The sequence below is a fragment of the Mesorhizobium sp. M1078 genome (assembly GCF_040318615.1).
In the GTDB taxonomy this organism is placed as follows: domain Bacteria; phylum Pseudomonadota; class Alphaproteobacteria; order Rhizobiales; family Rhizobiaceae; genus Mesorhizobium.
Genome location: NZ_JAMYMP010000065.1, coordinates 1 through 11,483, shown reverse-complemented (window position 1 = coordinate 11,483; position 11,483 = coordinate 1). Strand labels below are relative to the sequence as shown.

The 11,483-nt window shown below is 62.6% G+C and carries 17 protein-coding genes and 3 tRNA genes; 8 read left to right on the top strand and 12 right to left on the bottom strand.

The window, feature by feature from the left end:
• A partial coding sequence (locus NKH38_RS32570) for a GTP-binding protein (protein WP_352513751.1) occupies positions 1 to 103 on the bottom strand: 103 nt, incomplete at its 3' end.
• Positions 104 to 416: 313 nt separating this feature from the next.
• On the opposite strand from NKH38_RS32570, the gene NKH38_RS32565 reads away from it, so the two are divergent.
• Positions 417 to 1,304: a DMT family transporter gene (locus NKH38_RS32565; protein ID WP_023681464.1), complete on the top strand. Its 888-nt coding sequence runs from the start codon at positions 417 to 419 to the stop codon at positions 1,302 to 1,304.
• A gap of 65 nt (positions 1,305 to 1,369) precedes the next feature.
• On the opposite strand, the gene NKH38_RS32560 is transcribed toward NKH38_RS32565, so the two are convergent.
• A complete protein-coding gene (locus NKH38_RS32560; protein ID WP_023688411.1) occupies positions 1,370 to 1,627 on the bottom strand; it encodes a GlsB/YeaQ/YmgE family stress response membrane protein in 258 nt (85 codons plus the stop codon).
• A gap of 130 nt (positions 1,628 to 1,757) precedes the next feature.
• Between NKH38_RS32560 and NKH38_RS32555 the strand changes: the two genes are divergently transcribed.
• Entirely contained in the window at positions 1,758 to 2,234 is a 477-nt protein-coding gene (locus NKH38_RS32555; RefSeq protein WP_023741371.1) for a YidB family protein, read from the top strand.
• Here NKH38_RS32555 and NKH38_RS32550 read toward each other — a convergent pair.
• The gene (locus NKH38_RS32550; RefSeq protein ID WP_352765595.1) at positions 2,231 to 3,118 is read right to left on the bottom strand and encodes a helix-turn-helix transcriptional regulator; all 888 of its coding nucleotides are present in this window, start codon (positions 3,116 to 3,118) and stop codon (positions 2,231 to 2,233) included. The genes NKH38_RS32555 and NKH38_RS32550 overlap by 4 nt on opposite strands.
• A 99-nt stretch (positions 3,119 to 3,217) precedes the next feature.
• Here NKH38_RS32550 and NKH38_RS32545 point away from each other — a divergent pair, with 99 nt between their 5' ends.
• Positions 3,218 to 3,346 (top strand): VOC family protein, encoded by a 129-nt coding sequence (locus tag NKH38_RS32545; RefSeq protein ID WP_352765593.1) that lies wholly within the window; start codon positions 3,218 to 3,220, stop codon positions 3,344 to 3,346.
• Positions 3,343 to 3,570 (top strand): VOC family protein, encoded by a 228-nt coding sequence (locus tag NKH38_RS32540; RefSeq protein ID WP_352765591.1) that lies wholly within the window; start codon positions 3,343 to 3,345, stop codon positions 3,568 to 3,570. The genes NKH38_RS32545 and NKH38_RS32540 overlap by 4 nt, the downstream gene beginning before the upstream one ends.
• 16 nt (positions 3,571 to 3,586) lie before the next feature.
• Here the strand turns inward: NKH38_RS32540 and NKH38_RS32535 are convergent.
• The 3 genes from NKH38_RS32535 to NKH38_RS32525 all read right to left on the bottom strand — a co-directional run bounded on the left by NKH38_RS32535 (position 3,587) and on the right by NKH38_RS32525 (position 3,985).
• Positions 3,587 to 3,660 (bottom strand) — tRNA-Gly (locus tag NKH38_RS32535).
• Between the two features lie 28 nt (positions 3,661 to 3,688).
• Positions 3,689 to 3,773: transfer RNA gene (locus tag NKH38_RS32530), tRNA-Tyr, on the bottom strand.
• Positions 3,752 to 3,985: a hypothetical protein gene (locus tag NKH38_RS32525; RefSeq protein WP_352740108.1), complete on the bottom strand. Its 234-nt coding sequence runs from the start codon at positions 3,983 to 3,985 to the stop codon at positions 3,752 to 3,754. The genes NKH38_RS32530 and NKH38_RS32525 overlap by 22 nt, the downstream gene beginning before the upstream one ends.
• On the opposite strand from NKH38_RS32525, the gene NKH38_RS32520 reads away from it, so the two are divergent.
• Complete coding sequence (locus NKH38_RS32520) at positions 3,984 to 4,835, top strand: TrmH family RNA methyltransferase (protein WP_352765589.1); 852 nt, start codon at positions 3,984 to 3,986, stop codon at positions 4,833 to 4,835. The two genes, NKH38_RS32525 and NKH38_RS32520, sit on opposite strands and share 2 nt — an antisense overlap.
• Before the next feature lie 66 nt (positions 4,836 to 4,901).
• On the opposite strand, the gene NKH38_RS32515 is transcribed toward NKH38_RS32520, so the two are convergent.
• The 3 genes from NKH38_RS32515 to gcl form a co-directional block, all read right to left on the bottom strand.
• Positions 4,902 to 5,789 carry a 2-hydroxy-3-oxopropionate reductase gene (locus tag NKH38_RS32515; protein ID WP_352765587.1) on the bottom strand — a complete coding sequence of 296 codons (888 nt, stop codon included), beginning with the start codon at positions 5,787 to 5,789 and terminating at the stop codon, positions 4,902 to 4,904.
• Between the two features lie 211 nt (positions 5,790 to 6,000).
• Positions 6,001 to 6,798, bottom strand: coding sequence for a hydroxypyruvate isomerase (gene hyi / locus NKH38_RS32510; protein WP_352765585.1), 798 nt, complete (start codon positions 6,796 to 6,798; stop codon positions 6,001 to 6,003).
• Between the two features lie 26 nt (positions 6,799 to 6,824).
• A complete protein-coding gene (gene gcl, locus NKH38_RS32505) occupies positions 6,825 to 8,606 on the bottom strand; it encodes a glyoxylate carboligase (protein ID WP_286488587.1) in 1,782 nt (593 codons plus the stop codon).
• Between the two features lie 204 nt (positions 8,607 to 8,810).
• Between gcl and bhcR the strand changes: the two genes are divergently transcribed.
• Together bhcR and NKH38_RS32495 are read left to right on the top strand one after the other, a co-directional pair.
• The gene (gene bhcR / locus NKH38_RS32500; RefSeq protein ID WP_352765583.1) at positions 8,811 to 9,629 is read left to right on the top strand and encodes an HTH-type transcriptional regulator BhcR; all 819 of its coding nucleotides are present in this window, start codon (positions 8,811 to 8,813) and stop codon (positions 9,627 to 9,629) included.
• Positions 9,630 to 9,676: 47 nt separating this feature from the next.
• A complete protein-coding gene (locus tag NKH38_RS32495; RefSeq protein ID WP_352765581.1) occupies positions 9,677 to 10,039 on the top strand; it encodes a hypothetical protein in 363 nt (120 codons plus the stop codon).
• 76 nt (positions 10,040 to 10,115) lie between these two features.
• On the opposite strand, the gene NKH38_RS32490 is transcribed toward NKH38_RS32495, so the two are convergent.
• From NKH38_RS32490 to NKH38_RS32480, 3 genes are all read right to left on the bottom strand, one after another.
• Positions 10,116 to 10,424 (bottom strand): BA14K family protein, encoded by a 309-nt coding sequence (locus NKH38_RS32490; protein ID WP_023667455.1) that lies wholly within the window; start codon positions 10,422 to 10,424, stop codon positions 10,116 to 10,118.
• A 202-nt stretch (positions 10,425 to 10,626) separates the two neighbouring features.
• Positions 10,627 to 10,839, bottom strand: a complete 213-nt coding sequence (locus NKH38_RS32485; protein ID WP_023667457.1) for a hypothetical protein — start codon at positions 10,837 to 10,839, stop codon at positions 10,627 to 10,629.
• Between the two features lie 120 nt (positions 10,840 to 10,959).
• On the bottom strand, positions 10,960 to 11,136 hold the full coding sequence (locus NKH38_RS32480) for a hypothetical protein (RefSeq protein ID WP_352765578.1): 177 nt from the start codon (positions 11,134 to 11,136) through the stop codon (positions 10,960 to 10,962).
• Positions 11,137 to 11,294: 158 nt separating this feature from the next.
• Here NKH38_RS32480 and NKH38_RS32475 point away from each other — a divergent pair.
• Positions 11,295 to 11,370: transfer RNA gene (locus NKH38_RS32475), tRNA-Thr, on the top strand.
• Positions 11,371 to 11,483 lie beyond the last annotated feature (113 nt).

Genomic DNA, 11,483 nt, shown 5'->3' with positions numbered 1-11,483 from the left:
ACTTCGTGATCGCCGCCGTCAGCGACGTCTTGCCATGATCGACGTGGCCAATCGTGCCAATGTTCACATGAGGCTTGTTACGCTCGAATTTACCTTTTGCCATAGTCTCTTTCCTTGGACGGCCTTGACCTTCAGTTCAGTCGAATGCGGGGCGATTAGCGACTACGGCCGAAAAACACAAGTGCCTTGTGGCCGGGTGCGCTGTCCACTCGGTCTCAACCGATGATCCGATTGCGGGGATGTGGCGCTGATATAGGAACGCGCGAGCGGAAATGAAATGGGGGCTGCGGGCTCCAGCACCTGTTTGCTATTCCCGCCCATGTCCTGTCCCGCCCATGTCCTGGCCTTTGCCTGCCGGATGTACAGCCGGCGCCTGGCCCATTGCCGCTACGGCGGCGGTCTGATTTGGTTGCCCCATGCAATTCATACCGACCTCCATACGCGGCCCGCTGTTCATGATCGTTTCGACGGGGTCGTACCTCGTCAACGACACGATGATGAAACTCGCGACCGCGGGCTTGCCGTCCTATGAAGTGCTGTTCCTGCGCGGGGTCGCGGCCACGCTATGGGGCATGCCGCTGCTGTTCCTGCTGGGCTATGGCAGGCAAATCCCTTTGATCTTCGACAAACGCGTGCTGCGCCGCAACCTGCTCGAGCTGGCGGCCATCCTTTGCTACGTCGTGGCGCTGGCCAACATGCAGATCGCCGATTCGACCGCGCTCGGGCAGATCACCCCGCTTTTGATGCTGGTCGGCTCCTCCATCCTGTTCGGCGAACGGATCGGCGGCGTGCGCATGGCGCTGATCGGGCTCGGCTTCATCGGTGCGCTCATGGTTGCCCAGCCGACCATGCAGGGCATCTCGGTCTATGCGTTGCTGGCGCTCGGCAACGCGGCATTGGCGGCGGCGCGCGATCTTGCCGGCAGGCGGGTCGCGGCCGAGGTGCCCGGCATGATCGTCGCCATTTCCGCCGTCGTGGTGGTGCTGATCGGCGCGGGCGCCGCGCATCTCGTTTCCGAGCGCTGGGTGATGCCGGAAGCCCGGCACCTGCTGCTCATGGCCGGCGCCGGATTCTTCCTGATCTTCGGCCATTTCTTCATCTTCATGGCCTATCGCGTCGGTCCGACCGGCGTCGTGGCGCCGTTCTACTACTGCTTCACCGTCTGGGCGGTCATCTCAGGCGTGCTGGTATTCGGGCAGTTCCCGAATGCCCTGGCGGTCTGCGGCATCCTGCTGGTGGTCGCGAGCGGGCTGACCATCGTCTCGCTTGATGAACGCAAACGCAGGCTGACCGTCGTCGCCTGACCTTCAAGTCAACGCGTCGAAGCAGGTTTGGCCGACCTGCGGTCGGCCAGTCGGCAGACTGGCGCCTAAAGCGTTCGCTTGCCGGAGAACTGGTGATAGGCCCACAGCACGACCACCGCGCCGATAATGGCGACGATCAGGCTCCAGATGTTGAGGCCGGTCACACCCGTGGCGCCAAAGGCGCTGAAGATCAGCCCTCCGACGATGGCGCCGACAATGCCGAGCACGATATCCATGATCAGGCCCTGGCCGGTCTTGTTGACGATCTTGCTGCCGATAAAGCCGGCGATGACGCCGAGGATGATCCAGCTGATAATGCCCATTTTTCCTCTCCATTCCCCGCCCGCCGATCATGGTCACATGATTGTCAAAAGCTCAAGCCAACTTGAAATTCCGCCCGCGTGGTCCATTGTAGCCGGCGGGACGGGCTTGGTCGTTATGGAGGATTGACCTATGGGACTCTTTGACAACGCCGTACCCGGCGGCAACATCACCAAACCGCTGATGATCGCGCTCGGCGCGCTGCTGGTGGGAAAGATGCTGAGCGGCAGAAGCGCCGAACAGACGAGTGCCGGAGAGACGGGCGAACCCGCTCAGCCTCAAACGCCAGCCCCCACCGGAACCACGGCCTCCAGCGACGGCGGCCTGCTCGGCGGACTGGGCGGACTGCTCGACAAGCTCAAGAATGCCGGCCAAGGCAATGTCGCTGACTCCTGGGTCGGCACCGGGCAGAACCAGCCGATCAACGCCAATGATCTCGGCAAGGCGATCGGCCCGCAGGTCATTCGAGAGATCGCGCAAAGGACCGGACTGGACGAGCAGGAGTTGCTCAAGCAATTGTCCACAGCCCTGCCCGGCATTGTCGACAGACTGACGCCGAACGGACAGGTGCCGCAGCAACACCAGGTCGCGTCCGCCTTCAACAGCTAGACTTCTGCGCCTGCATCACGCGCAAACACGCCCGGCACCGCCTTGCGGCTGTCGGGCGTTGCTCCGACCAGCGCGGCGAACCGCCTGGCAGTCGACGCATCGACCGGCGTGTAGACGGAAACCGAGAAATCACTGTCGCGGCCGCCCGGCTGCAGCGTGGCGAAATCGAACGACATCGCGCCGGCGACAGGGTGCCGGATGGATTTCCGCCAGATCGGTGGCTCGGCGATGTCGCGGCTGTTCCAGCACGTGGCGAACGCATCGCTTGCCGCTTCCAGTGACGAAACCAGTGCGGCCAGCACCGGATCGCGAGTCATGGCAACAGTGGCAAGCCGGAACTGCGCCGCCGCCGAGCGCGAAACCTCCGGCCAGTCGACAAAGCGCTGCCGCCATTCCAGGTCGAGAAACAGCCGGGCGAGCAGGCTGCCGGACCACGCATCATCCGTCTCGAAATCCCCGAGCAGCACCGCCGCCGGGTGGTTCCAGGCGACGACCTGCCAGTAGCGGTTGACGACATATGCCGGGTGCGGCGCCAGCCCGTCGAGCAGGCTTAGCAGCGGCGCGCTGGGCAGGCCTTGCTCGCCGAGCCGGTTTCGCCAGTCGAGATCGGGCCGCGCCAATTGGAACAGATAAGCCTGCTCGGATCGGCTCAGCTTCAGCACCCGCGCCAGCGAGCGAAGCACCTGCGGCGATGCGTTCACCTCCCGCCCCTGCTCGAGCCAGGTGTACCAGGTGGTGCTGATCCCCGCCTCGGCGGCGACCTCTTCGCGCCTGAGGCCCGGTGCCCGGCGGCGGCCATTGGCGCCATCGATCCGCGGCAACCGGTCCCGCCGCTCGCGCAGGAAGCGGGCAAGCTCGTCGTGCCGTGGGCCGTCGTATGGCATGCAGTCACTTCCGATACCAGTATAAGCTATAGTCTTGTACTACTTTAAAGGAAAGCTAGGTTGCGGGCGATCGCAACATCAGCCCACGGGACTTCGACAATGAACGCGCTCAATGAAATCCGTCAGATCGACTACACCGTCATCTTCGCCCGCGACATGGCCGCCATGCGGCACTTCTACGGGGATGTGATGGAATTTGATCTGCAGCGCGAACTCGGCTGGCCTTGACCAGCCTCGGCATGATGTTCAACGACACGCCGCAGCAGCGGGATGCGCTGTCGCTTCAGCTGGCATTCCGGGTGGCGCCGGAGATGGTCGCTGCTTGCGCCGAGGCGCTTCAGGCCAAGGGCGTGCAGCCGGTCCTGCCGCTCACCGACCAGGAATGGGGCCACAGGACAGTGTTCTTCCGCGATCCGGACGGCAACGTTGTCGAGATATTCGCTGAGATCTGATGCGGAGTGGGGAGTTTGGAGCGGGTAGCGGGAATCGAACCCGCATATTCAGCTTGGAAGGCTGCTGCTCTACCACTGAGCTATACCCGCATCGTCCTCAAGGTTCGCGGGCTGGCAGTGGTGGAGAGGGTTGGATTCGAACCAACGTAAGCTAAGCTAACGGATTTACAGTCCGTCCCCTTTAACCACTCGGGCACCTCTCCAGCCTGCCGTCGAAGCCTTGCAACGAGGCATTCTCGCCGATCAGGTCGAAACCAGGGTTTTGTCCGAAATCAGCGAAGCGCCTTATGGCGGCAAGGCCAGTGGGTGTCAACCGCACCGCAAGGCAAAATGCGCTGATTTTGACAGCCTGCCCGGCAAGCCGGCTTTCTGCCTGTATCCACAGCCCGGCGACGCGGCTATAGAAGCCGGCCATGAGCAATGACAACACGCCCAAGACCGCCAAAGACACCCATTACGCCAAGCTGCGTCGCGCCCATCGCGACGAGAAGGCCGGCGGCGCGCCCGCCTTCCGGCCGCGCCAGCCGGTGCCGCCGGGCGAAAACGCCGCCGACGGGCTGGTCAGGCTCTATGGCCTGCATACGGTGCGCGCGGCGCTCGACAATCCGCGGCGGAAGATCCGTAAAATGCTGGTGACGCGCAATGCCGCCGAGCGGCTGGCGATCGCCGACCTCGCCGCTTTGCCGTTCAAGGCCGAACTCGTCGAGCCCAAGGAGATCGACAAGATCACCGGTTCGGATGCCGTGCATCAGGGCGTGCTGATCGAAGCCGAACCGTTGAAGCCGAAACGCCTCGACACGCTCGGCGACACGAAACTGGTGCTGGTACTCGACCAGGTCACCGACCCGCACAATGTCGGCGCCATATTGCGCTCGGCGGTCGCCTTCGGCGCCGGCGCACTGATCACCACGGCCCGCCACAGCCCGCAGGAATCCGGCGTGCTGGCCAAATCCGCCTCCGGCGCACTGGAGCATATTGACCAGATCGAGGTGAAGAACCTGGCCGACGCGCTGGGACAGCTGCACGATGCCGGCTTCCAGACCATCGGCCTCGATTCGGACGGGCCGGCCGAACTCGAAACGGGTTTTTCAGGCGAGAAGATCGCGCTGGTGCTTGGCGCCGAAGGCAAGGGCCTGCGCCAGAAGACGCGCGAGACGGTGACCACGCTCGCCCGCCTCGACATGCCCGGCGCCATCCGCTCGCTCAACGTGTCGAATGCGGCGGCGGTGAGCCTTTATGCGGCACGGAAATTCCTTGGAGGGTGAATGGTGAAATAGTGAATGGAAAAGCGTTCTTACCGTCACCATTCACTATTCACTATTCACCATTCACTATTCACCCACTTCATGCCCCGCCATCCGCTCCAGCGCACGAACCAGCGCCGAATGATCCTCTTTTGCCCCGCCATTCGCCGAGCATGAGTTGAACAGCTGCTGCGTCGTCGACGTATTGGGCAGCGAGACACCGAGTGCCTTGGCGCCTTCCAGCGCCAGATTGAGATCCTTCTGGTGCAGTTCGATGCGGAAGCCCGGCGCGAAGGCGCGCTTTATCATGCGCTCCCCATGCACTTCGAGGATGCGCGATGCCGCCAGCCCGCCCATCAGCGCCTGCCGGACCTTGGCGGGGTCGGCGCCGGCTTTTGCGGCAAAGACCAGCGCCTCGGCGATCGCCTCGATGGTCAGGGCCACGACGATCTGGTTGGCAACCTTGGTGGTCTGGCCGACGCCGTTCGGGCCGACAAGCGTGATGTTCTTGCCCATCTTTTCGAACACGGGCTTGGCGCGCTCGAACGCCTTGTCCTCGCCGCCGACCATGATGGTCAGCGACGCCGCCTTTGCGCCGACCTCGCCGCCCGACACCGGCGCGTCAAGATAGTCGCAGCGGAGATCGTTGATTTTCTTGGCGAAAACCTTGGTCTCGATCGGCGAGATCGAGCTCATGTCGATGACCAGCTTGCCCTTGCTCAGGCCGGAAGCGACACCGTTCTCGCCGAACAGCACCTCGGCTACCTGCGGGGTGTCGGGAACCATGGTGATGATGATATCCGCGGCCTTCGCCACTGCCGCGTGGCCGGTGATGCTTCTCAAGCCCTTGGCGACGAGATCGGCCGGCGGCTTCGAGCGGTGGTCGCTGGCAATCACGGCGTAGCCGGCATCCAGGAGATGCCCCGCCATCGGCGCGCCCATAATGCCAAGGCCGATGAAGCCGATGGTTTCCATTGTTTTCTCCTTTGTTGAGGCTGAGTTCCTTCGCGCCCCCTCTGGCCTGCCGGCCATCTCCCCCACGAGGGGGGAGATTGGCAGTTTCGGCGCCTCGCTCACCCTGCAATGTTGGGGAGCGAAAGCCGGGATGACGTCCGATCTCCCCCCTCGTGGGGGAGATGTCCGGCAGGACAGAGGGGGGCGCGAAGGAACGCGAGTTCGACTGCGCCTAAGCCGCGGCACTCCCCTGCCCGTTAAGCTCCCGAAACCACCCCAGCCCAGCCTCCGTCCCCGCCTTCGGTTTGTATTCCGCTCCGACCCAGCCGGAATAGCCGATCCTGTCGATATGCTCGTAGAGGAAGGGATAATTGATCTCGCCCGTCCCCGGCTCGTGACGGCCGGGATTGTCCGCAAGCTGGATATGCGCGATGCGGCCGAGGTTGGCCTCGATGGTACGGGCGAGATCCCCCTCCATGATCTGCATGTGATAGATGTCGTATTGCAGGAACAGGTTCTTCGAACCGACGCGCTCGATCAGCGCCAGCGCCTGCTCCGAATAGTTCAGGAAAAAACCCGGTATGTCGCGCGTGTTGATCGGCTCGATCAAAAGCCGGATGCCGGCCTGCTCCAGTTTCTCGGCTGCAAACGCGAGGTTCTCGGCTAAAGTATTTTCCAGCACCGAACGATCCACGCCCTGCGGCGCGATGCCGGCGAGGCAATTGACCTGCTCGCAGCCGAGCGCATGGGCATAGCTGATCGCCTTGGCGATGCCTTGCCGGAATTCCGGCGCGCGGTCGGGCAAAACCGCGATGCCGCGCTCGCCCTTGCCCCAGTCGCCGGCCGGCAGATTGAACAGCACCTGCGTCAGACCGTTCTTCTTCAACCGCGCCGCGACCACGTCAGGCGCATGGTCGTAGGGGCCGATATACTCGACGCCCTTGAAGCCGGCGCGGGCGGCGGCATCGAAACGGTCGAGAAAGTCGTGCTCGCCAAAGAGCATCGACAGATTGGCTGAAAAACGCGGCATTCTTTTTCTCCTTCTTCCCGCCTAGCTTAATCGAGCAACACAATCGCCGTCGGCGCATCCTCATGGCTTTCGGCAAGGTCCTCGAATTCGGTGATCTTGTCGATTTCCGTGCCCATGGAAATGTTGGTGACGCGCTCGAGGATGAATTCGAGCACCACCGGCACCTGGTATTCCTTCATCAGCCGCTGCGCTTCCTTGAACGCGCCGGCGAACTCTTCCGGTTTGCGCACCCGGACCGCCTTGCAGCCCATCGCTTCTGCGACCGCGACATGGTCGACGCCGTAGCCGGCCTCCGGATCGTTGGCGCGGTTGACGTTCTCGAAGGCCAGGCTCACCTCGAAATCCATCGCAAAACCGCGCTGCGCCTGGCGGATCAGGCCGAGATAGGCATTGTTCACGACGACATGGATATACGGCAGTTTGTGCTGTGCGCCGGCCGCCAGTTCCTCGATCATGAACTGGAAGTCGTAGTCGCCCGACAGCGCCACGATGGTGCGATCCGGATCGGCGGCGCGCACGCCAAGCGCTGCCGGCAGCGTCCAGCCGAGCGGGCCGGCCTGGCCGCAATTGATCCAGTTGCGCGGCTTGTAGACATGCAGGAACTGCGCCCCGGCGATCTGCGAGAGGCCGATCGTGGTGACGTAGGTGGTGTCACGGCCGAACGCCTTGTTCATCTCCTCATAGACGCGCTGCGGCTTCAGCGGCACCTGCTCGAAATGCGTCTTGCGCTTCATCGTCTTCTTGCGGGTCTGGCATTCCTTCGCCCAGCCCGACCAGTCGCGCAGCTTTCCTGCCGTCTTCCATTCGGTGGCGACGTCGAGCAGCATCTTTAGTGCCGCACCGGCGTCCGAGACGACGCCGAGATCCGGCGCGAACACCCGGCCGATCTGGGTCGGTTCGATGTCGACATGGATGAATTTCTTGCCCTTGGTGTAGACATCGACCGAACCGGTGTGGCGGTTGGCCCAGCGATTGCCGATGCCAAAGACGAAATCGGCTTCCAACATCGTCGCATTGCCGTAGCGATGCGAGGTCTGCAGCCCGCACATGCCGGCCATCAGCCGGTGGTCGTCGGGGATCGCGCCCCAGCCCATTAGCGTCGGGATGACCGGCACGCCCGTTATCTCGGCGAATTCGATCAACAGATCCGACGCATCGGCGTTGATGATGCCGCCGCCGGCGACGATCAGCGGCTTTTCCGCGGCATTGAGCATCGCCAAGGCCTTTTCGGCCTGGGCGCGCGACATTGCCGGCTTGAACGGGACCAGCGGTTCATAGGCATCGATATCGAATTCGATCTCGGCCAATTGCACGTCGACCGGCAGGTCGATGAGCACCGGGCCCGGTCGCGACGAGCGCATCAGGTGAAATGCCTTCTGCAGCGCCATCGGCACGAGATAGGGCTCCATGACCGTGACCGCCCATTTGGCGACGGGTGCGGCTATGGCGGCGATATCGACCGCCTGGAAATCCTCCTTGTTGAGCCGTGCCCGCGGCGCCTGACCAGTGATGCACAGGATCGGGATGGAGTCCGCCGCCGCCGAATAGAGCCCGGTGACCATGTCGGTGCCGGCCGGGCCCGACGTGCCGATGCACAGCCCGATATTGCCTGATTTGGCTCTCGTGTAGCCTTCGGCCATATGCGAGGCCGCCTCGACATGGCGCGCCAGGATGTGGCGGATCGAGCCCCTCGCCTTCAGCGCCGAATAGAACGGATTGATCGCCGCGCCCGGCACGCCGAAGCCGCAGGAAACGCCTTCCTTTTCGAGAACGAGAACCGCTGCATCGACAGCGCGCATCCTGGCCATGTCCAGCCTCCTCAAGATTGTTGGTTGGTTGACAATGCCAGTGTCGTTTTCATTTTTCAATTTTTTCAGAATAATTTTTCATTTCGAGAAAACCGCTTCTATACACTGATTCCCCTGGCTTTTTCGTTTTCCATAAATCCGGCCATCAAAATCGATGAAAAAGTTTTTCATTGCGATTTCGGCGCAACCGGCGACAATGCCGCCATGGAAACCAGCGAAAAACGCCAGCGCGGCCGGCCGCGCGCTTTCAACGGTCCGTCCGAGGCCGGTTCTGTACAGTCGCTGGACCGGGCCTTGCGCATCCTGGCCATCGTCGCTGAAGGCAGTGGCCTGTCGCTGAGCGAGATTTCGGCGCGTAGCGAGCTCGCGGCGTCCACCGCCTACCGCATGCTGACGACGCTGCAGAACCACGGCATGGTCGAGTTCGATACATCGGACCAGCTGTGGTCGATCGGCGTCGAGACCTACCGCATGGGTGCCGCCTTCCTGCGCCGCCGCAAGCTTGTCGACCGGGCCCGCGTGGTCATGCAGGTATTGATGGAGAAGACCGGTGAAACCGCCAATCTCGGCGTCGCCGAGGACGATTGCGTCGTTTTCGTCAGCCAGGTCGAGACCCATCAGGCGATCCGCGCCTTCTTCCGCCCGGGCACGCGCAGCTCCTTCCATGCCTCGGGCATCGGCAAGGCGGTGCTGGCGCAGCTCGAGCCGGAACGCGTCGCCGCCATCCTGCGCAAGTCGGGCCTGCAGCGCTTCACCGACAAGACGCTGTCCGACATTTCGGCGCTGGCCCATGACCTGGCTGTCATCAAGCACCGCGGCTGGTCGGTCGACGACGAGGAGCGGCATCCCGGCATGCGCTGCGTGGCCGCCGCCATTTTCAACGAGTTCGGCGAGCCGATCGGCGGTGTCTCGGTCTCCGGACCGACGGTGCGGGTGACGATGGAGCGGCTGGACGAGATCGGGCCGCTGGTGCGCAACGCCGCCGCTGAGGTGACGAGGATGATCGGCGGGTTCCGATTATAATGCGGAGAACGCTTCAGCTTTTGCTCGCCGCTTCACTGTGCGGATGCGTGGCGACGGCGCCCGAACCCGCCCCTGTCTCCCAGCAAGTCAGCGAGATTCCGATCTCGCTCGCTTTGGAGGAGACAATCACGATCGGCATTCGCCAGCATTTGCAGGATCCTGCGTCCGCCAGATTCGGGCAGATGCGTGCCGGCGAGCGAACGCTCGACGGCCGCCGCGAAATCCTGGTCTGCGGCCATGTCGCTGCAAAGACGTCGTCCGGTGGTCATACAACAGACCAACCGTTCGCCGCCAAGATCTATCCGGATGAAGGAAGCAGCTTCGAACTCATCGCCATGGGGGATCAATCGCAGAATGCGAGTGTTGCCCGCATCTGCCGTGCAGCGGGATTGCCGATCTCCGAACCGTAGCCCGCACCGCGGCGCGCTCAAATCAGGAAGGAGGGGCTGCGTACAGCCCCTCCTTTCCGTGTGGGCGTGCCTCCTCTTAAAGGCGGCAATAGTGGCGGTAGCCGTCATAGCCGACATAGGTGTCGGAGTACGGATCGTAACTGGCGTAGCGGTTGGCGCAGCGGCGGACGTGCCAGGAGCCACCCTCGTCGTCGACATAGACGGTGCGGGGCTGCTGGTTGAGCAGGCTGCCGAGCACGAACCCGCCGACGCCGGCGGCGATGCCGATGCCGATTTCGCGGTTGTGGTGATGGCTGTGGGCGGCCGACGGCTGGACGGTGCCGACCAGCGAGGTGGCGGCGACGGTGCTGGCGATGAGGGCAGAAGCGATTTTGCGCGTGAACATGACGATCTCCTTGTTTCGTTGCGAGAGGCGATCCATCCGCCTCTTGATCATCTGTCGTTTCGGCGCGGAAAAAGGTTCGAAAGAATTTGGGATTTTCTTGAAGGCCGGAAATCAGCCGATGGAAACCAAGATCTGATCGATCGAGCGCTCAACGCAAAAAAGGGCGGCCGAAGCCGCCCTTCCGCGAGGCAGGTCGTCTCGCTCAAAGGAAGATGATCACCTTGCCGTGGTGATGATGATGCTTGTGGTGATGGTGCTTGTGTTGATGGTTCCACCACCACCAGGGCTTGTCGTGGTGCTTGTGATGATGGTGGTGATGATGGCTGTGAGCGGAGGACGACTGCACGGTACCGGCGAGCGCGCCGGTGGCGACGAAGATGGCGACCAGGCCCGAAGTAAGACTGCGCTTCAACATGATGATCTCCTTGATCGAGGCGACCATTCGCCTCTGGAGATCAGTCGCGGTGACGTGGTGAAAGGTTCGAGGTTTTGAGCGAGTAGTGAGTAGTCAATGGTCCGAAAGGCGTTCGCCCATTCACCATTCACCATTCATCCCCATCCCATGCCGCAGCCAAAACGCCATCGCGATAAAACCGACGATGGCGGCGATGCCGGTCCAGTCGACATTGGCGCTCTTCACGTCCCTGATGAGCTTTACCGCAAGCAGCCAGGCAATGACGACAAGCGGCAGGATGATGACAAGTCTGATCATGCGACACCCCGTTCGATGCGTTTGCACCTGAGAGATATGTAGGGATCGCATTGGCGGTTTTCAGCATGGCGGCCCGCCCACCTCGGCGGGGTCCATTAGCGATCGAAAACGGAGTTTTGTCTTTACTGGCGCACGAAATATGCTAACCGGAGCGCCGTGCCCTTGTAGCTCAGCTGGTAGAGCAGCGGTTTTGTAAACCGAAGGTCGGCGGTTCGATTCCGTCCGGGGGCACCACCCTTCGCTCGGTCCATTCCGGACACATAGGTTACGGTTTATATCGGAGACATGGGTAACACTTTTGGCCCGAAGGGGTTTTGGAGTGGTTCGAGCCTGCATGTCTCATCATC